We start from the raw sequence: 17,681 nt of genomic DNA on the forward strand, positions 1-17,681 counted from the left end.
CCGCCGGATCAGCGAGCCGGGCCGCCCGTCCTGCCTCGGTCGCCCTCGTCGCCGTTTCCGACGAAGGGGTCGACCTTGTCGGCCTTCCGGAGCGTCTCGGCCTGCTCCTCACGCCGCTTCGCGGCATCCGCCGCATGTTGGTCGATGTCGCCGGCGCGTCGCTGCGCCTCGATGTCGGCCTGGGCGGCGCGGGCTTTGGCCCGCTCCGACTCGGCGGTAGCGGCGGCGGTGTCGGCCCGCGCCTGCGCGAGCTCCGCCTCATGCTCCCGCGCGCCGAGGTCGGCCTCTCGAGCCTGGGCGCGCAGCTTCTCGGCCTTCTCGTGCTGCGCGTGCTGGCGGCGCTCCCGACGTCCTTTCGCCGTGACGGTCAGAACGATGACCACGATCACCACGACGACGACAATGGCGACGATGATCCAGATGAGGGCACTCGTGTCCATGGCTCCTCCTTCTCGTGTGGCACCGACCCGGCTGTGCGGCGCCTCCCGCTACCAAAGCCGACGGCACACGGCGGCGAGAACCGCCTTGCCGTGGGGGAGGCGGTGCGCTAGCGAGGGGCCGGGCGGCGGACGCTCTAGACTCGGTTGTCGAGATCCGCGTACCTCCGCGGCTCGCCGGCTTGGCGCAATTGGTAGCGCACCTAACTTGTAATTAGGGGGTTGCGGGTTCGAGTCCCGCAGTCGGCTCTCCGCGCTCCCGCCTCCCGTCGTCCGCGAGAAACGACGATCCGGATGAGACGGGACGCATCGCGCCGTTTCTCGTCCGGATCGTCGTTTCTCGCGGGTGGGCCGTAGCATCATGCGAGTGACCTCGCGCGAAGCCCCGGGTGCGGCGCGACGCATCCCGTTGGGGCTGGCGGTCGCATCCGCGGTGGCTGTCGGAGTGCTGACGGCGCTCCAGGCTCGCATCAACGGGTCTCTCGGCGACGCCATCGACGACGGCTACACCGCCGCGGTCATCTCGTTCGGCTCTGGCCTGCTCATCGTCCTCGCGATCACCGTCCTTCTCCCCTCGGCCCGCACGGGCTTCGGCCGGCTGGTGCGGGGCATCCGCGGGGGAGACGTGCCGGTGTGGATGCTGCTGGGCGGTCTCGCCGGAGCCCTCACGGTCGCGACGCAGGGACTCACCGTCGGAACCATCGGGGTCGCGCTGTTCACAGTGGGTGTGGTCGCCGGGCAGACGATCCACGGGCTGATCCTCGACCGCCTGGGATACGGGCCCGGGGGTGTGGTGGCCGTCACCGTGCCGCGCGTGGTCGGCGGCGCACTCGCCGTGGCGGGAGTGATCGTGTGCGTGGCAGGGGTCACGGGAGCGCCGGCGCCATGGATGCTGATGCTCCCGTTCCTCGCCGGCGCAGGAATCGCCTGGCAGCAGGGCACCAACGGGCGCCTCGGTCAGCGCACCGGGAACGCGCTCACCGCGACCCTGGTGAACTTCGCCGGTGGCACCATCGCACTCGCGATCGCCGCCGCCGTGCACATCTCGGTCGCGGGCGCACCGCAGACGCTCGTGGTCGACCCGTGGCTGTACCTCGGGGGAGCCGTGGGCGCCGTGTACATCTTCCTGTCGGCGGCCATCGTGCGCACCACCGGTGTGCTGCTGCTGGGGCTGGGGTCGGTGGTGGGGCTGCTGGCGATGTCGGTGGTGCTCGACGCGTTCTGGCCGGCGCCCTCCGGGCCGCCCCTGCCCATTGCGCTCACCGCGGTGGCGGTGGCCCTGGTCGGTGTCGCCATCGTGGTGGGATGGCGACGGCGGCGGCCCGGCCGCTAGAGCAGTGTGGGATCGGCCGCCCCGTGGGAGGCGTCGCGCCCCATCGGCGGCTCACCGGAGGCGTCGCGCGCCATCGGCGGCTCACCGGAGGTGTCACGCGCCGTCGGCGGAGTCGCGCTCTTCTCGCGCTTCTTCGTCTCGCGGCGCGACTCTTCGGGCATGCGCGTGAGCATCTCGCTCGCGTTCACGCCTTTGCGCGGTCCGAGCCGGGTGGCAGCCGGCTTGCCGCCGACATACAGCCAGCCGAGGAGCTCCTCGTTCTTGCCGAGGCCATGCGCCTTGGCGACGGCCTTGCTGCGCGTGTAGTGGCCGGTTCGCCAGATGACGCCCCATCCGGCCTCATCCAGCAGCAGGCTCAACATGTGCGCGACCCCGGAAGCGACCGCCTCCTGCTCCCAGCGCGGAACTTTCTCGCTCTCGCGGTAGCTGGCCACGATCGCGATCAGGAGCGGAGCGCGCAGCGGCTTGGCCGAGGACCCCTTCTCGCCGAGCGCCTTGTTGATGGCGCGGCCCAGTCGCTCCCGGTCGGTTCCGCGGAGCTCGATGAGACGCCACGGGCGAAGCGACGAATGGTCGGCGACGCGACCGGCCGCGGCCACGAGCGTCTCCAGCTCAGCCGACGAGGGTGCCTCCTCGGTCACGCGCGACCACGATCGGCGTGCGCGGACGGCCTCGAGCGCCGATCCCGCCCGCCCGGAGCCTCCGCGCGGCGCATCAGCGGCGTGCAGAGGCTGCGGAGGGATGCTCACGCCTCCGGCTCGGGGGCGAAGTTCAGCGCCAGGGAGTTCATGCAGTACCGGTCGCCGGTGGGCGTGCCGAACCCGTCCGGGAACACGTGCCCCAGGTGCGATCCGCACGCGGCACAGCGCACCTCGGTGCGCACCATGCCGTGGGCGCGGTCTTCGATCAGCTCGACGGCCTCCGGGCGGACCGACTCGTAGAAGCTCGGCCATCCGCAGTGCGAGTCGAACTTCGTTCCGCTCTGGAACAGCTCGGCGCCGCAGCCGGCACACGAGTACAGTCCCGCGCGTTCCTCGTCGAGGAGCTCACCGGTCCAGGCGCGCTCGGTGGCGGCCTGCCGCAGCACGGCGTACTGCTCCTCGCCGAGCTCGGCGCGCCACTGGTCCTCGGTCTTCTCAACGGAATAGCTCATGGGGGTCTTCCTCTCCACCGTCCATTCAACCCGAACACCAGGGCAGCAGGCGCTCCCGGCGATAATGCCGGGATGGACCCGGATGCTGTCGCCCCCGTGATCGCCCGTTACGAGCGCTTCGCACGGGACGAGGCGCCGGGCCGGTCCGACCTGTACGCCGAGTGGGCCGCCGGAGTGGCGGGCGATCACGAGACGGCCGCGATCCTCGCCCGCATCCCCGAGACGCACCGCCAGCCGCCCCTGGTGTTCGCCGTGACCCGGATGCTGGGGGCTTCGGAGAGCGGATATGGCGAGTGGGCGAGGTGGGTCCAGGCGCACGCCGACCGGGTGGTGGCCGAGAGCGCGACGCGCAGCATCCAGACCAACGAGCCGCTGCGCTGCGCGGCGCTCCTCCCCGCGCTCAGCCTCGTGCCCGGACCGATCGCGCTCCTGGAGGTCGGTGCCAGTGCCGGCCTCTGCCTGTACCCCGACAGGTACTCCTACCGGTATGCCACCGGCGGCGGGGGGCTGCGCGCGCTCGACCCGCCCGGTGGCCCGAGCGCCGTGGTGCTGCACTGCAGGCTCGTCGGCGCGCCGGTCTTGCGGATGCCGGACATCGTGTGGCGTGCCGGCATCGACCTGGCGCCGCGGAACGCGCGCGACAAGGCCGACAGAGCGTGGCTGACCGGACTTGTCTGGCCTGGCGAAACCGGTCGCCGCGAACGCATCGAGCGCGCACTCGATGTGGCCGCGGCCGACCCGCCACTCCTGGTGCCCGGCGACGCGAGGGAGGTTCTCGCGGAGACGGCCGCACGGGCGCCGCGGGGGGCGACTCTCGTGATTACGACGCCCGGCGTGCTCGCCCACGTTCCGCGGGTGGGTCGGCGGCCGCTCATCGACGCGGCGCGGGCCGCGGGGCGGTGGATCACGATCGACGATCCGGCCCTGCACGATGGCTGGACCGCGGTCCCTGATCCCTGGCCCGGGGGATTCGCCCTGGCGTTGGACGGGAACATCCTCGCCGCCGTTGACCCGCTCGGCGCGTCCGTGGAGTGGCTCCCGGGCGAACGCCGCCAACAGGCTTAGCGTGGAGGAGTGCCCCTCACCGACCGCGATCGCGCCCTCCTCGCCTTCGAGGCGGAGTGGCGGCGGCACGGCGGGGCAAAAGAGGAAGCCATCCGGGCGGAGTTCGCGATGCCGCCGGCGCGCTACTACCAGCTGCTCGGTCGCCTGATCGACACGGCAGAGGCTCTCGAGCATGACCCGCTCCTGGTGCGCAGGCTGCGCCGTCTCCGCGATCAGCGAGCCACGATCCGGGCGGCCCGCACCGGCGCTCAGTGATCTTCGACCGCCTGCCGATAGCATCGACGGGTGGCCCGAACGACCTACCCGCGCGACCGCTTCGACGAGCTCGCGCCTGAGACGGGACGCGTCGGCGCACACCGCGCGGAGAACCCACGGATGCGCGGTGGCATCGTGTTCCTGTGGGCGGTTGTCGCCACGATCGTTCTCCTCATCGCCGGGATCTTCGGCTCGCTCCTGGTGACCGGGCGCATCTCCTTCTCGACGGAGCCGTTGCCCACCACCACTCCGCTTCCCATCGTGGAGCCGGTGGTCGACACGTCCGTGCCGGTGCTCGTCCTCAATGCGACCCCGCAGGAGGGGTTGGCGGCGCAGGTGCGGGACACCGTGGTTGCCGCCGGCTGGTCGGCCGACATCGTCTCGGCCGGAGCTGCCGGCTCGAGCGACTTCCCCGCGACGACCGTCTACTACGCGACCGAAGACGCCGAAGCCGCCGCTCTGGGGCTGGCCGAGGTCATCGGCGGTGCGGAGATCGCGCTCAGCGACCAATATCTCCCACCGGATGACCCGGAGACCGAGGCGGATGAGGCGGGCCGGCAGCTCACCGTGGTGCTCGGGCTCGACCGCATCCAGGCGCCCTCGGAGGGCACGGAACCGTAGTCGGCGACCGGGTGTTTCGGGCGGGTAAACAGTTCGATGCGGCCGTGTCAACACTTGCCCGAGCGGGGGTTTGCGCCCCATATGCCGTGGATACGATGACGTCGTCCCACAGCATCAGGAGAACAGCATGGCCCAGGGCACTGTCAAATGGTTCAACGCCGAGAAGGGTTTCGGCTTCATCACCTCCGGCGACGGAGAGGACGTTTTCGTCCATTACTCGAACATCGACATGACCGGTTTCCGGGTGCTCGAGGAAGGGCAGGCCGTCGAGTTCACCGTCGGGGCGGGGCAGAAGGGTCCGCAGGCCGAATCGGTCCGCGTTATCTGACGCAGCATCCCGGCATCGCCTCCGAGGCGGCACCGCGTGAAGACCTCATCAGGGCAGGGAAGCCCGAGGTCTTTCCGGGGTGCCGCCTTTTCGGCATCGCCGACACGGGCGTCGTATCCCGGTGGCGCAGCTTGCACTCGCATGGGGCGAGTGCCAGAATGAGTTAGCACTCGTGTTTGTGGAGTGCTAACAGACTGATAGCTCCGTCCTGGAGGGACGACATACATATGGCAAAGATCATCGCTTTCGACGAAGAGGCCCGACGCGGCCTCGAGCGCGGCCTGAACATCCTCGCCGACGCCGTCAAGGTGACGCTCGGCCCCCGCGGTCGCAACGTCGTGCTCGAGAAGAAGTGGGGCGCCCCCACGATTACGAACGACGGCGTTTCTATCGCCAAGGAGATCGAGCTCGACGACCCCTACGAGAAGATCGGCGCCGAGCTGGTCAAGGAGGTCGCCAAGAAGACGGACGACGTCGCCGGTGACGGAACCACCACCGCGACCGTTCTCGCTCAGGCACTCGTTCGCGAGGGCCTGCGCAACGTCGCCGCCGGCGCCGACCCCATCTCGCTCAAGAAGGGCATCGAGAAGGCCGTCAAGGCCATCACCGACCAGCTCCTCGCCGGCGCCAAGGAGGTCGAGTCCAAGGAGCAGATCGCTGCCACCGCATCGATCTCCGCCGCCGACCCCGCGATCGGCGCGCTGATCGCCGAGGCCATCGACAAGGTGGGCAAGGAGGGTGTGGTCACCGTTGAGGAGTCCAACACGTTCGGCACCGAGCTCGAGCTCACCGAGGGTATGCGCTTCGACAAGGGCTACATCAACCCTTACTTCGTGACCGACCCGGAGCGTCAGGAAGCGGTCTTCGAAGACCCGTACATCCTGATCGCGAACCAGAAGATCTCGAACATCAAGGACCTTCTGCCGATCGTCGACAAGGTGATCCAGGAGGGCAAGGAGCTCCTCATCATCGCTGAGGACGTGGAGGGCGAGGCTCTCGCAACTCTCGTGCTCAACAAGATCCGCGGCATCTTCAAGTCGGCTGCCGTCAAGGCTCCCGGCTTCGGCGACCGTCGCAAGGCTCAGCTGCAGGACATCGCGATCCTCACGGGTGGCCAGGTCATCACCGAAGAGGTGGGCCTCAAGCTCGAGAACGCCACGGTCGACCTGCTCGGCCGTGCGCGCAAGGTCATCATCACCAAGGACGAGACCACCATCGTCGAGGGTGCCGGTGACTCGGCGCAGATCGAGGGTCGCGTGACCCAGATCCGTCGCGAGATCGAGAACACCGACAGCGACTACGACCGCGAGAAGCTCCAGGAGCGCCTCGCCAAGCTCGCCGGCGGCGTTGCCGTCATCAAGGCGGGTGCGGCCACCGAGGTGGAGCTCAAGGAGCGTAAGCACCGCATCGAGGACGCCGTTCGCAACGCGAAGGCAGCCGTCGAGGAGGGCATCGTCCCCGGTGGTGGCGTCGCGCTGATCCAGGCCGGCAAGATCGCGTTCGCAACCCTGCAGCTCGAGGGCGACGAGGCGACCGGCGCGAACATCGTCCGCGTCGCGATCGAGGCTCCGCTCAAGCAGATCGCCCTCAACGCCGGCATGGAGCCCGGTGTCGTGGCGAACAAGGTGGCCGAGCTCGAAGCAGGTTGGGGCCTCAACGCCGCGACCGGCGAGTACGGCGACCTCTTCGCGCAGGGCATCATCGACCCGGCGAAGGTCACCCGTTCGGCGCTGCAGAACGCAGCGTCCATCGCGGGTCTGTTCCTCACCACCGAGGCGGTCGTCGCCGAGAAGCCCGAGAAGGCTTCGGCAGCTCCCGCCGACCCGACGGGCGGCATGGACTTCTGAGTCCACCCCGCGTCTGACGCACAGAACGGCCCCCTCCACGCGGAGGGGGCCGTTCTGCGTTCGGGATAGCGGTCGGCGGTCAGCGGAACAGGCTCGTGCTGGCCTGCTCGACCTCGGCGTAGTGGCGCCCGGCGACGGTGAGGGCGCCGTCGATCTCGGCGAGAGAGGCGGCGACCTGCTGCTGCGTCGCCCGCCACCGCTCCACGACGCCGGTGAAGGCCGCCGACGCCGCCCCCGTCCACGACCCCTGCAGCTGGGTGAGCTGGGACAGCAGCGCGGCGGACTCCGATTCCAGACGGTCGACCGTCGCGCGGACGGCGTGCGACGCGGTGAAGACCGCGTCGCTGTCGACGGAGAAGACAGCCATGAGAACTCCTTTCTGTACGTGCCGGCCACGTTAGGGCGCGCCGGTCCCGCACCGAGGAGACGCTGACGACCCGGTGGATGGCGCGCCTTCTGGCGCCCCTGGGGAGGAAGGTCAGCGGAGCCGGGGGAGCGGCCGGGTGTCGGCGATCTCGTCGGCGAAGGGACGAGGAGCCAGCGGCAGCGACACCCGGAAGGTCGCTCCGCCGCCGGGCGTCTCTCGCACCGACACCGTGCCGTGCAGCGCCTCGACGATCGATGCGACGATCGAGAGGCCGAGCCCTGAGCCACCGGTCTCCCGCGCTCGAGACGTGTCGGCGCGCCAGAAGCGCTGGAAGATCTGTTCGCGGATCTGCTCGGGGATGCCCTCGCCGTGGTCGACGACCTCGATCCACCCGGTGTTCTCGGTCGGAGAAACCCCGACGCGCACCTCGATCGGGGAATCCTCTCCGGTGAAGCGGCGGGCGTTGCCCAGGAGGTTCGCGATCACCTGCCGGATGCGGTTCTCATCGCCCAGCACGATCGGCTCGTCCGGCAGCAGGAATGACCCGTCGGCCGGTTCGTCCGTCAGCGGATCGATCGGTCCGCTGTCGGCCGCGTTGCGAGGACGCCGACGGAGGCGGGAGAATCTCGCACCGGCCAACGCCATCGCCGAGGACCCCGCGGTCGCGCGCCGGCGCGGCTCGTCTGTCGGGCCGGTCGGAGGGTCGGCGGTGGTCGACGTCGTCTCCGCGGTCCCGTCGTGGAGCGTCGTGTCCTCGACGGTGACTTCGCGCTGCGGGGACGCCGCCCGAAGATCCAGTGCGGCATCCCGGGCGACCGGTCGCAGGTCGACCGGTTCGAGCAGAACGTCGCGTCGCTCGTCGAGGCGTGCCAAGGCGAGGAGGTCTTCGACGAGAACGCCCATGCGGATCGCTTCCTTCTCGATCCGCTCCATGGACTGTGCGATCTCCTCGTCGCCACGGATGGCGCCCATCCGGTACAACTCGGCGTACCCTCGCACGGTCACCAGTGGCGTGCGCAACTCGTGGCTGGCGTCGCCGATGAAACGGCGCATCTGCCCGACCGTGGCATCGCGCTGACGGATCGCCGCATCCACACGGTCGAGCATCGTGTTGATGGCCATCTTCAACCGGCCGACCTCGGTGCCGGGCACCACGTCCGACATGCGCTGGCTGAAATCGCCGCCCGCGATCGACATGGCCGTCGCCTCGACTTGACCGAGACCGCGGAACGTGAGGGTGACGAGCCACCGCGTGAGCAGGGCGCTGGCGATGAGGATGAGCAGGGCCAGGATGCTGTAGATGCCGATGTAGGTCCCGACGACGCGTTCGGTCGGGGCCAGCGGCGCGACGACCATCTGCGTGAACGCTTCCCCGGCGCCCGGGGGCTGGAAGAAGTCCACGCTTGCGCGGAACGATGCGCCGGTTTCCGGGTCCTGGTACTCCAGCGCCTGCCCCACGTGCATGGAGGTTTCCTGCAGCGGGAACTCCCGCGGCAGGTCGGGGATGATGTGGGACGACGTGCCGTCGTAGAGCGCCTCCAGCGCCCCGTCCACGCCCCGGTACAGGACGATGATGTTGCCCGTCGCCGCGACGTCGTCGCGGGGGGTGAAGGTGATCTTCCCGCCGTCGTTGCGCGCGTCGAAGACGGTGTCTGCGATGTCGCTGGCCGCCAGGAGACGTAGTTGCTCGTCGACCGAGTCGACGAGGGTGTTGCGCAGGAACGCCATGGTGCCGAACCCGGCGGCGACCAGTCCGACGGCGAGCAGACCGACGGTCACGCCGGTGACCTTGGCGCGCAGGCTGAGCCCACGCCACCATCCGGTCACGGCATCGTGCTTCTCAGCCAGGAGAGAGTCTTTCGTCGAGGCGCTCAGGCGGTCTTACCGGCCTTGAGCATGTAGCCGAAACCGCGCTTGGTCTGGATGAGCGGCTCGGTCGAGTGCGGGTCGATCTTGCGACGCAGATAGGAGATGTAGCTCTCCACGATTCCCGCGTCGCCGTTGAAGTCGTACTCCCACACGTGGTCGAGGATCTGCGCCTTCGACAGCACCCGGTTCGGGTTGAGCATGAGGTAGCGGAGCAGCTTGAACTCGGTGGGGCTGAGATCGATCGACACGTCGCCGACCGTCACGTCGTGGGTGTCCTGGTCCATCGTGAGTTCGCCCGCGCGGATCACCGACTCCTCGTCGGCCTGCATCGTGCGGCGCAGGATCGCCTGGATGCGGGCGACGATCTCGTCGAGGCTGAACGGCTTCGTGACGTAGTCATCGCCTCCGGCGTTGAGACCGGTGATCTTGTCCTCCGTCTCATCCTTGGCCGTCAGGAACAGGATGGGCGCGGTGTAGCCGGCCCCGCGGAGGCGCTTGGTGACGCTGAACCCGTTCATGTCGGGCAGCATGACGTCGAGAACGATGAGGTCGGGTTCTTCCTCCAGCACGGCAGAGATGGTCTGCGCGCCGTTGGAGACGGCCCGGACCTGGAATCCCGCGAATCGCAGGCTGGTGATGAGCAGGTCGCGGATGTTCGGCTCGTCGTCCACGACGAGGATGCGCGGTGCGGTCATAGGCCCATACTGGCATCCGATTCCTTGGGGAGGCTGGAAATGCGCGCACCCGCCGGGATCAGCCCGATCGGGCCGCGGTCACCAACCGGGCCACCGTCGGGCCGATCGGGGCATCCGGATCGACCGTGAGCCGGTGCAGGACCAGCCCGTCGAGACCGGCCATGAGCGCACGCGTGGCGCCGTCGGGGTCTGTCGCACCGGCGTCGGCGAGCAGGTCGACCACCCAGCGGACGAAGACCTCGCGCTGTGCGAGCAGGGGCGCGAGGAGGTCGCGGTCGGCAGCGGCCTCGAGGAACAGCGCGAGCCGCGCACGCGATCGGTCGGCATACCGACCGGTCTCGGCATCGACCATCGCGGTGAAGGCCGCGACGAGATCGAGGTGGTTTCCCTCCGCGGCGGCCGGCAGGTCGTCGCGCTCGTTTTCCGCGATCCACGTGATGACACCGGCGACGAGCGCGGCCCGGGTGCGGAACCAGTTCGACGTGGAGCCGCGCGGCAGGCCGGCCCGCTCATCGACGCGCGCGTGCGTGAGCGCCCGGATGCCCTGCTCGCCGATGAGGCGCACGGCGGCGTCGAGGGAGCGGTCGCGCGTCGAACTCACACGTCGACCCTAGGGTGTCGCGCGCCGCGGAAGAGGGGGATGTGGGACTACTACAGACGTAGTATCATCGCGGGCATGGACCCGCAACGGGGTGAGGTCGTGGTGACGGAGCGCATGATCGCTCTGCCCGACCTGGACGTGCACGTGCGGGAGGCCGGAGCGGGGACGCCGGTGCTCCTGCTCCACGGCTTTCCCGAGACATCCCGCGAGTGGTCCCGCGTGATCCCGGAGCTTGCGCGGGTCGGCCACGTGTTCGCGCCCGACCTCCGGGGATCGGGCGGCACCAGCGCCCCGGCAGGCCGGAACGACCGACGCGCGCTGTGCGCGGACGCCGTCGGCCTGCTGGATGCACTCGGCATCGAGCGCGCGGTCGTGGTCGGTCACGATGTCGGTGCGCTCGCGGCTCTGGCGCTCGCCGTGGATCACCCCGGGCGGGTCTCCCACCTCGTGGTGCTCTCGGTGCCGCCGCTGTACCTGCGGATGACGCCCTCGATGCTCGGCGTCACGCGCCACCTCTGGTTCCAGTACGCGTTGGCGGTGCCGGGCCTCGGCGCCCGCCTGCTCAGCCGGGGCCGGCAGCGCCTCCCGCGCTGGCTCTTCACCACCTTCGCGAGCAGCGGCGGGGGAGTCCGACCGGAGGACGTCGAGGAGTACCTCGCCGACCTGAGGCGCCCGGGCCACGCGCAAGCGGGATCGCGGAAGTACCGGCAGCTGGTGCTGCCCGAGTTCGCGCGGATCGTCTTCGGCCGTTACCGGCGGACACTGCCGTCCATGCCCACGCTGGTTCTCCTCGGCGACGAAGACCCTGTGCTGCCGCGGGATGCGCTCGGTGGTCTCGAGCGGTACGCGCGCAACATCCGGATCGAGGGGATCGCCGGTGCCGGGCACTTCGTCGTGGACGAACAGCCCGCCGGCGTCGCCGAGCGCATCCAGCGCTTCGCCGGCCTGACGGCGCCCTGAGGCACCTCAGCCGGCGACGAGCCGGCGACGAGCCCGGCGAGCGGCTCAGGCCGCGGGGGCGAGCAGGTCGTCGGCGTCGAGGATCGTGTACGCGTATCCCTGTTCGGCGAGGAACCGCTGCCGGTTCTGCGCGAAGTCCTGATCGACGGTGTCGCGGGAGATCAGCGTGTAGAAGCTCGCCGTGTTTCCCGACTCCTTCGGGCGCAGCAGCCGGCCGAGCCGCTGCGCCTCCTCCTGCCGGGAGCCGAACGACCCCGACACCTGGATGGCGACGGATGCCTCGGGCAGGTCCACCGAGAAGTTCGCGACCTTCGACACCACGAGCAGCGAGATCGATCCTTCCCGGAACGCCTGGTACAGCTCCTCGCGCTCCGACACCGGGGTCGCCCCGGTGATCCGCGGAGCATCCAGGGCCTCGGCGAGGACATCGATCTGGTCGAGGTACTGGCCGATCACCAGGATGCGCTCGCCGGCGTGACGCTGCACGAGTCCTCGGACCACCTCGATCTTCGCGGGGGCGGTCGCTGCGAGGCGATACCGTTCGTCGTCCGCCGCGGCCGCGTACTCGAGGCGGTCGCCGTCGGGCAGGTCGATGCGCACCTCGTAGCAGGCGGCCGGGGAGATGAAGCCCTGTGCCTCGATCTCCTTCCACGGCGCATCGAACCGCTTCGGGCCGATGAGGCTGAACACGTCGCCCTCGCGCCCGTCCTCGCGGACGAGGGTGGCGGTGAGGCCGAGGCGCCGGCGGGCCTGCAGGTCGGCGGTGAGCTTGAACACCGGGGCGGGCAGAAGGTGCACCTCGTCATAGACGATGAGACCCCAGTCCAGGGCATCCAGCAGCGCCAAGTGCGCATACTGACCGCCGCGCTTGGCCGTGAGGATCTGGTAGGTCGCGATCGTGATCGGCTTGATCTCCTTGACCTGCCCGGAGTACTCGCCGATGTCCTCGGCTGCGAGCGTGGTGCGACGCAGCAGCTCATCGCGCCACTGCCGTGCGCTGACCGTGTTGGTCACGAGGATCAGGGTCGTCGTCTTCGTCTCGGCCATCGCGCCGGCGCCCACGAGCGTCTTCCCGGCGCCACAGGGGAGCACCACGACACCCGAGCCGCCCTCGGAGAACGCGTCGACGGCCTGCCGCTGGTACGGGCGCAGGTGCCAGCTGGCCTCATCGAGGTCGATGGGATGCGGCGTTCCCGGCGTGTACCCGGCGAGGTCTTCGGCCGGCCACCCGATCTTCAGCAGCTCCTGCTTGATGTGCCCGCGCGCCCACGCGTCGATCACGTACGCATCCGGGGACGGGCGACCGATCAGCAGCGGCTGGATCCGCTTGTTGCGGGCGACCTCGGTGAGCACGGCGGGATCGGTGGAACGAAGAACGAGGGTCCCCTCGTCGTCACGCTCGATGACAAGGCGCCCGTAACGGCCCACGGTCTCGCGGATATCGACGGACACGGACGCGGGAACGGGGAACCGCGACCACCGCTCGAGCGTCGCCAGCATGTCTTCCGCGCCGTGCCCGGCAGCGCGGGCGTTCCACAGCCCGAGCCGCGTGATGCGGTAGGTGTGGATGTGCTCGGGGGCGCGCTCGAGCTCGGCGAAGATCGCGAGTTCATGCCGCGCGCTCTCGGCATCGGGATGCGCGACTTCGAGGAGCACCGTGCGGTCGCTCTGCACGATCAGGGGGCCGTCAACCATAACCGGCAATTCTACCGCCGCGCCGACGGTGCACGGCCCTCACGACACCGGATGAACGCTTGCGATGCTCGACAGCGGCAGCGTCCGTTCCACGTCGGCGTTACGGTCGCGGCCGCGCAGGCGCCCACCGCCGAGGCCGGTCGCCTCGAGGCGGAACGTGCGGGTCGACCCGTCGGGGAGCCGCACGACGACATCGACCACCGCGCGTCCGCGCACCGCGGTGTCGAGTTCGCGTTCCAGCCACGCGGCGTCCGCGTCTTCCGACTCACTGCCCGCCCGCACACGTGTGAGAAGCGCTGCGTACTGTTCGGATGCCGGCGGCACCGACCGCTCGGCGGCGAGCCGAGCGCGATCCAGTTGCCGCGGCATCCCGGCGTCATCCACCGCGATCACGGGGTAGCGGGCGTCGGCGAGGGCCCAGTACACGGTTTCCTCACCGATGCGGGAGACCAGTGCCCCGCCGTCGCGGACGAGGCCGAGCGCGCGCAGGGCCTGATCGACGGCCACGGTCTCCAGGGCTGCGGAGTCATCGCTGGTTACGCGCGTGCGCCCGCTCACGGGATCGCGGCCCACCCGGAGGAGCCCGTACCGTTCGGCGGTGCGGCTGAGGACGTACTCCAGAGGCTGCGGGACGCCGGTGAGCGACAGTTCCTGGAGGAAGGCGCGCACCGACTGGGCGCTTTCTCCGGCGGTGATGGCGGCCGCGAGGCTGTCGGCGCTGAACCGATAGGTCGACGCCTGAGCGCGGGACTCGCGGACGGCCATGCTGCGCAGCCGCACGTCCAGGTGCGGCACGAGGGGGCCGGGGGCGATGGCGGTGAGGTCGTTCTGGAGGTAGACGCGGTCGACTTCAGGGGGCAGGAAGGCGCCGAGCGCCGCCGTGTCGGCCGAGCCGCCCGCCGCCAGAGGCGAGGCCCACGGCGGCTCACCACCTCCGGGCGTCAGCAGGCCCCACGCCACAGCGCGGGCGCGCCAGAGGCCGGCGCGCGTCGGCCACGCGGTGTCGAAGGGATAGGCGTCGATCCACGCCGCTGCCGGCACCCAGCCCCCCTCGGGCGTCCGCAGGCCGGCGGGAAAGGCGTCGCGCAAGCGTTCGGCGGCGCTCATCCAGCGCTCCAGGGTGGGGCTTGCCACCCAGGCGCGCCCGGCCGCGGTCACCAGCCACGCCCGCTCCTCTGCATGGAGCAGGCCGGTGGATGCGGCGAGCCCGACGAGCAGGTCGGCCGTATCGCCGTCCGGTGCGGCGCCGTCGTCGACCAGGGCCCGGCGGTCGCCGGCGCCGAGCGCGCCGTTGCCGATGCGGGTGAGCGGCTCGGTCAGGGCGCGCAGGAGCACGTCGGCGAGGGAGGCGGCGGAGGTGAAAGCGTGTTCCGCCGCGGCGGCATCGTCGGCGGGGGATGTCGACCGATCCACCGCCTGCGGGGGTTCGGCGGGAGCTTCGCGGTCGCGCACGGCGACGCCGACCGCCGCGAAGGGATGGCCGTCAGCATCCACCAGTCCCGCCGCAACGAGGGCGGGGCGCGCATCGACGGGCACGGGGGCGCCGTCGGCCGCGGCGTGGGCGAGCGCCGACGCCGAGGGATACGGCAGAGCCGTGAGCGCCCGCGCGACGGAGGTGGGCTCGAGGAGGGCCGCAGCCACGTCGAACAGGTCGCGCCACGCCGCGGTGGGAGGAGCGCCCCGGGCAGCGAGCAGCTCCGCCAAGTCCGCATCATCCAACTGGGCGAGGGCGATGGCCAGCGCGCGTTGGTCGGAGGTGGGCGGCACGGTCAGTGATCCCGGTTGGCGCGGGCCCTTCGCACGAAGCTCATCACGAGCACCGTGATCAGCAACACGAAGGCGAGCACCGGCGCGATATAGACGGTCGCACCCACGGTCGGCCACACACCCGTCGCGAAGTCGGAGCCCATGGCCGAGCCGATCATGATGGCGATGAAGCACACGATCGACAACACCAGAAGGCCCAGCGACATGAACGCCAGGATGCGGTCGATGCGGCGGACCGGAAGGTCTTCGCCGGGCGTGCGGGTGCTCATCCGCTTCAGCCTAGCGGTTCGCGCCCGTGCCGTAGTCTTGATGATGGCGATCCATCGGTCGCGATCCATCCCCGTCCGCGTCCGCGCGGACTTCTGCTTTCAGCGAGGTTTCCATGCCCACCGGCAAGGTCAGGTTCTACGACGAAGAGAAGGGGTTCGGCTTCATCACCAGCGATGACGGCCAGGACGTCTTCCTGCACGCGACTGCCCTGCCCGCCGGCGCCCCTGCCCCCAAGGCAGGCGCGCGGCTGGAGTTCGGTGTCGCCGAGGGCAAGCGCGGTCTGCAGGCGCTGTCGGTGCGTGTCCTCCAGGCGCCGCCCAGCGTGGCCAAGCGCACCCGCAAGCCCGCCGACGACATGGCGGTGATCGTGGAGGATCTCGTCAAGCTGCTCGACGACATGGGAACCGACCTCCGTCGCGGCCGGTACCCCAGCGGCTCGCACGGCAAGAAGGTCGCCGCCGTGCTGCGCAAGGTCGCTGATGACCTCGACGCCTGATTCCATCGACGAGCGCCTGCTCGCCGCATCCGACCTCGCCCGCGCCGCGCTCCTCGAGGTGACCTCGGAAGCCTCCGTGGGCGACCCTGTCGGGTACATCGACGAGGGCGACGGCGTGGTGTCGCTGCGCTTCGCCAACCGGCTCGCCGGCTACCCGGGCTGGTTCTGGACCGTCAGCGTCGCGCGCGTCGAAGACGCCGAGCCGACGGTTCTCGAAGTCGAGTTGCTTCCCGGGGATGATGCCCTGCTGGCGCCCGAGTGGACGCCGTGGGCTGTCCGTCTCGCCGAGTACCAGGCCGCGCAGACCGCCCTGGCCGAAGCGGCCGACGCCGCCGGTGAAGACGCCGACATCGACGAGGACGACGCGGACGAGTCCGACGACGACCTCGACGATGACGAGATCGACGACGTGCTGGGCGATGACGATGACGACGACGAACTCGACGAGGACGGGTCGCCCATCCTGCACGCCGGAGACCTCGACGGTGTCGACATCGACCAGCTCGATCCTTCCGCCCCCGACGACGACGACGATCTCGACTCCGACGACGACTCCGAGGAAGACGTCGACGTCGACTCCGACGAGGACCTCGACGACGACTCCGACGAAGACCTCGACGACTCCGACTCCGACTCCGACGACGAGTCCGAGCGCTAACTCCTCCTCAGTCGACTCGCCAAAAAACGTCCGGATTTCGGGTGAAACCGGACGTATTGTGGCGAGTCGACGGTCGGTTAGAGGCGCTCGATCGTGTAGTCGATGCAGCGGATGAGCTGACGCACGTCGTCGGGCTCGATCGACACGAAGGTCGCGATCCGCAGCTGGTTGCGGCCGAGCTTGCGGTACGGCTCGGTGTCGACGATGCCGTTCGAGCGCAGGCTCGCCGCCACGGCGGCTGCATCCACCCGCTCATCGAAGTCCACCGTCACGACGACCGGCGAGCGGTCGGCCGGGTCGGCGACGAACGGGGTCGCGACCGCTGAGGCCTCGGCCCAGTCGTACAGCGTGGTGGAAGACTCCGACGTGCGCGCGTTCGCCCACGTCAGCCCGCCGTTGTCGAGGATCCAGCTCAGCTGGTCGTCCAGCAGCAGCAGCGTGGTCAGCGCCGGGGTGTTGAGCGTCTGCTGCAGGCGGGAGTTGTCCAGCGCGTTCTTCAGGCTGAGGAACTCGGGGATGTACCGGTCGGATGCGGCGATCCGCTCGATGCGCTCGATCGCGGCGGGGGAGACGACGGCGAACCAGAGGCCGCCGTCGGACCCGAGGTTCTTCTGCGGCGCGAAGTAATAGACGTCGGCCTGGGCGACGTCCAGGTCGATGCCGCCGGCGGCGCTCGTCCCGTCGATCACGGTGAGCGCGCCGGGGTCGCCCTGGACACGCGTCACGGGGGTCGCGACCCCGGTGGACGTTTCGTTGTGCGGCCACGCGTACACGTCGACGCCTTCGATGGGCTCGGCGACGGTCGCGGTCCCGGGCTCGACCTTGCGCACATCGGGAGCTTCCAGCCACGGCGTCTTCGCGGCAGCGGCGAACTTGCCGCCGAACTCGCCGAAGACGAGGTTCTGCGCGCGGCGCTCGATGAGGCCGAACGCCGCAGCATCCCAGAACGCCGTCGACCCGCCGTTGCCGAGGATCACCTCGTAGCCGTCGGGAAGGCGGAACAGTTCGCCCAGGCGTCCGCGGACGCTTCCGACAAGGTTCTTCACGGCCGCCTGACGGTGCGACGTCCCGAGCAGCGTCGCGCCGCGCGTCACCAGCGCCTCGAGCTGCGCTCCGCGGATCTTCGAGGGGCCGCATCCGAAGCGTCCATCGGCGGGCAGGAGGTCGCGAGGCAGATCCACGTGCGGCATGGCTCGATTCTAGGGCGGCCCCGCGCACCGCCCTCTCCGCCCCCAGGCACGGTCACGGACGGTTTCCGTCGTTC

19 protein-coding genes, 1 tRNA gene and 1 pseudogene are annotated in these 17,681 nt (G+C 70.1%); 10 read left to right on the forward strand and 11 right to left on the reverse strand.

Translation table 11 applies throughout. From position 1 onward, the window contains the following. Positions 1–8: 8 nt before the first annotated feature. Positions 9–440, reverse strand: a complete 432-nt coding sequence (locus AC4FS1_RS00360; RefSeq protein ID WP_491151689.1) for a hypothetical protein — start codon at positions 438–440, stop codon at positions 9–11. A 173-nt stretch (positions 441–613) separates the two neighbouring features. On the opposite strand from AC4FS1_RS00360, the gene AC4FS1_RS00365 reads away from it, so the two are divergent. Next, positions 614–686 (forward strand) — tRNA-Thr (locus tag AC4FS1_RS00365). Between the two features lie 118 nt (positions 687–804). Beyond that, entirely contained in the window at positions 805–1,770 is a 966-nt protein-coding gene (locus tag AC4FS1_RS00370; protein ID WP_491151690.1) for a DMT family transporter, read from the forward strand. A 131-nt stretch (positions 1,771–1,901) separates the two neighbouring features. Here the strand turns inward: AC4FS1_RS00370 and AC4FS1_RS00375 are convergent. Beyond that, positions 1,902–2,498: pseudogene (locus tag AC4FS1_RS00375) on the reverse strand (nitroreductase family protein); the annotation flags it as partial. Between the two features lie 17 nt (positions 2,499–2,515). After that, positions 2,516–2,923 (reverse strand): peptide-methionine (R)-S-oxide reductase MsrB, encoded by a 408-nt coding sequence (gene msrB / locus AC4FS1_RS00380; RefSeq protein WP_491151692.1) that lies wholly within the window; start codon positions 2,921–2,923, stop codon positions 2,516–2,518. Positions 2,924–2,995: 72 nt separating this feature from the next. On the opposite strand from msrB, the gene AC4FS1_RS00385 reads away from it, so the two are divergent. The 5 genes from AC4FS1_RS00385 (at position 2,996) to groL (ending at position 7,039) form a co-directional block, all read left to right on the forward strand. Further along, complete coding sequence (locus AC4FS1_RS00385; protein WP_491151693.1) at positions 2,996–3,988, forward strand: DUF2332 family protein; 993 nt, start codon at positions 2,996–2,998, stop codon at positions 3,986–3,988. Positions 3,989–3,997: 9 nt separating this feature from the next. After that, complete coding sequence (locus AC4FS1_RS00390; protein WP_491151695.1) at positions 3,998–4,243, forward strand: DUF3263 domain-containing protein; 246 nt, start codon at positions 3,998–4,000, stop codon at positions 4,241–4,243. Positions 4,244–4,273: 30 nt separating this feature from the next. After that, the gene (locus AC4FS1_RS00395; RefSeq protein WP_491151697.1) at positions 4,274–4,864 is read left to right on the forward strand and encodes a LytR C-terminal domain-containing protein; all 591 of its coding nucleotides are present in this window, start codon (positions 4,274–4,276) and stop codon (positions 4,862–4,864) included. A gap of 127 nt (positions 4,865–4,991) precedes the next feature. Next, positions 4,992–5,192 (forward strand): cold-shock protein, encoded by a 201-nt coding sequence (locus AC4FS1_RS00400; RefSeq protein ID WP_491151699.1) that lies wholly within the window; start codon positions 4,992–4,994, stop codon positions 5,190–5,192. Positions 5,193–5,419: 227 nt separating this feature from the next. Next, positions 5,420–7,039: a chaperonin GroEL gene (gene groL / locus AC4FS1_RS00405; RefSeq protein WP_491151702.1), complete on the forward strand. Its 1,620-nt coding sequence runs from the start codon at positions 5,420–5,422 to the stop codon at positions 7,037–7,039. Positions 7,040–7,118: 79 nt separating this feature from the next. Here the strand turns inward: groL and AC4FS1_RS00410 are convergent, their stop codons facing one another. The 4 genes from AC4FS1_RS00410 to AC4FS1_RS00425 form a co-directional block, all read right to left on the reverse strand. Beyond that, positions 7,119–7,406, reverse strand: coding sequence for a WXG100 family type VII secretion target (locus AC4FS1_RS00410; protein ID WP_491151704.1), 288 nt, complete (start codon positions 7,404–7,406; stop codon positions 7,119–7,121). A gap of 111 nt (positions 7,407–7,517) precedes the next feature. Continuing rightward, on the reverse strand, positions 7,518–9,134 hold the full coding sequence (locus tag AC4FS1_RS00415; protein WP_491155602.1) for a HAMP domain-containing sensor histidine kinase: 1,617 nt from the start codon (positions 9,132–9,134) through the stop codon (positions 7,518–7,520). 143 nt (positions 9,135–9,277) lie between these two features. Continuing rightward, the gene (locus AC4FS1_RS00420) at positions 9,278–9,970 is read right to left on the reverse strand and encodes a response regulator transcription factor (protein ID WP_491151705.1); all 693 of its coding nucleotides are present in this window, start codon (positions 9,968–9,970) and stop codon (positions 9,278–9,280) included. A gap of 58 nt (positions 9,971–10,028) precedes the next feature. Beyond that, positions 10,029–10,571 (reverse strand): TetR/AcrR family transcriptional regulator, encoded by a 543-nt coding sequence (locus AC4FS1_RS00425; protein ID WP_491151706.1) that lies wholly within the window; start codon positions 10,569–10,571, stop codon positions 10,029–10,031. A 75-nt stretch (positions 10,572–10,646) separates the two neighbouring features. Between AC4FS1_RS00425 and AC4FS1_RS00430 the strand changes: the two genes are divergently transcribed. Further along, complete coding sequence (locus AC4FS1_RS00430) at positions 10,647–11,531, forward strand: alpha/beta fold hydrolase (protein ID WP_491151708.1); 885 nt, start codon at positions 10,647–10,649, stop codon at positions 11,529–11,531. A gap of 45 nt (positions 11,532–11,576) precedes the next feature. On the opposite strand, the gene AC4FS1_RS00435 is transcribed toward AC4FS1_RS00430, so the two are convergent. From AC4FS1_RS00435 to AC4FS1_RS00445, 3 genes are read right to left on the reverse strand one after another with little or no spacing between them, the layout of a single operon-like run. Next, complete coding sequence (locus AC4FS1_RS00435; RefSeq protein WP_491151710.1) at positions 11,577–13,226, reverse strand: DNA repair helicase XPB; 1,650 nt, start codon at positions 13,224–13,226, stop codon at positions 11,577–11,579. 39 nt (positions 13,227–13,265) lie between these two features. Further along, entirely contained in the window at positions 13,266–14,993 is a 1,728-nt protein-coding gene (locus AC4FS1_RS00440; protein ID WP_491151712.1) for a helicase-associated domain-containing protein, read from the reverse strand. Positions 14,994–14,995: 2 nt separating this feature from the next. Next, entirely contained in the window at positions 14,996–15,262 is a 267-nt protein-coding gene (locus AC4FS1_RS00445) for a multidrug ABC transporter ATPase (protein WP_491151714.1), read from the reverse strand. 113 nt (positions 15,263–15,375) lie between these two features. Here AC4FS1_RS00445 and AC4FS1_RS00450 point away from each other — a divergent pair, with 113 nt between their 5' ends. Together AC4FS1_RS00450 and AC4FS1_RS00455 are read left to right on the forward strand one after the other, a co-directional pair. Then, positions 15,376–15,759, forward strand: coding sequence for a cold-shock protein (locus tag AC4FS1_RS00450; protein ID WP_491151715.1), 384 nt, complete (start codon positions 15,376–15,378; stop codon positions 15,757–15,759). Next, positions 15,743–16,417, forward strand: a complete 675-nt coding sequence (locus tag AC4FS1_RS00455) for a DUF3027 domain-containing protein (protein WP_491151717.1) — start codon at positions 15,743–15,745, stop codon at positions 16,415–16,417. The genes AC4FS1_RS00450 and AC4FS1_RS00455 overlap by 17 nt, the downstream gene beginning before the upstream one ends. A 77-nt stretch (positions 16,418–16,494) precedes the next feature. Here AC4FS1_RS00455 and serC read toward each other — a convergent pair whose 3' ends face one another. Continuing rightward, positions 16,495–17,607: a phosphoserine transaminase gene (gene serC / locus AC4FS1_RS00460; RefSeq protein ID WP_491151719.1), complete on the reverse strand. Its 1,113-nt coding sequence runs from the start codon at positions 17,605–17,607 to the stop codon at positions 16,495–16,497. Between the last annotated feature and the right edge of the window lie 74 nt (positions 17,608–17,681).

The organism is Microbacterium sp. Z12_35, assembly GCF_058310475.1.

Excerpts from the sequence above, each read along its gene's own strand:
- AC4FS1_RS00385 (WP_491151693.1), top strand. The coding sequence starts at position 2,996 with ATGGACCCGGATGCTGTCGCCCCCGTGATCGCCCGTTACGAGCGCTTC.
- msrB (WP_491151692.1), bottom strand. The coding sequence starts at position 2,923 with ATGAGCTATTCCGTTGAGAAGACCGAGGACCAGTGGCGCGCCGAGCTC.
- groL (WP_491151702.1), top strand. The coding sequence starts at position 5,420 with ATGGCAAAGATCATCGCTTTCGACGAAGAGGCCCGACGCGGCCTCGAG.
- serC (WP_491151719.1), bottom strand. The coding sequence starts at position 17,607 with ATGCCGCACGTGGATCTGCCTCGCGACCTCCTGCCCGCCGATGGACGC.
- AC4FS1_RS00360 (WP_491151689.1), bottom strand. The coding sequence starts at position 440 with ATGGACACGAGTGCCCTCATCTGGATCATCGTCGCCATTGTCGTCGTC.
- AC4FS1_RS00430 (WP_491151708.1), top strand. The coding sequence starts at position 10,647 with ATGGACCCGCAACGGGGTGAGGTCGTGGTGACGGAGCGCATGATCGCT.
- AC4FS1_RS00455 (WP_491151717.1), top strand. The coding sequence starts at position 15,743 with ATGACCTCGACGCCTGATTCCATCGACGAGCGCCTGCTCGCCGCATCC.
- AC4FS1_RS00435 (WP_491151710.1), bottom strand. The coding sequence starts at position 13,226 with ATGGTTGACGGCCCCCTGATCGTGCAGAGCGACCGCACGGTGCTCCTC.
- AC4FS1_RS00445 (WP_491151714.1), bottom strand. The coding sequence starts at position 15,262 with ATGAGCACCCGCACGCCCGGCGAAGACCTTCCGGTCCGCCGCATCGAC.
- AC4FS1_RS00420 (WP_491151705.1), bottom strand. The coding sequence starts at position 9,970 with ATGACCGCACCGCGCATCCTCGTCGTGGACGACGAGCCGAACATCCGC.
- AC4FS1_RS00450 (WP_491151715.1), top strand. The coding sequence starts at position 15,376 with ATGCCCACCGGCAAGGTCAGGTTCTACGACGAAGAGAAGGGGTTCGGC.
- AC4FS1_RS00410 (WP_491151704.1), bottom strand. The coding sequence starts at position 7,406 with ATGGCTGTCTTCTCCGTCGACAGCGACGCGGTCTTCACCGCGTCGCAC.
- AC4FS1_RS00415 (WP_491155602.1), bottom strand. The coding sequence starts at position 9,134 with ATGGCGTTCCTGCGCAACACCCTCGTCGACTCGGTCGACGAGCAACTA.
- AC4FS1_RS00400 (WP_491151699.1), top strand. The coding sequence starts at position 4,992 with ATGGCCCAGGGCACTGTCAAATGGTTCAACGCCGAGAAGGGTTTCGGC.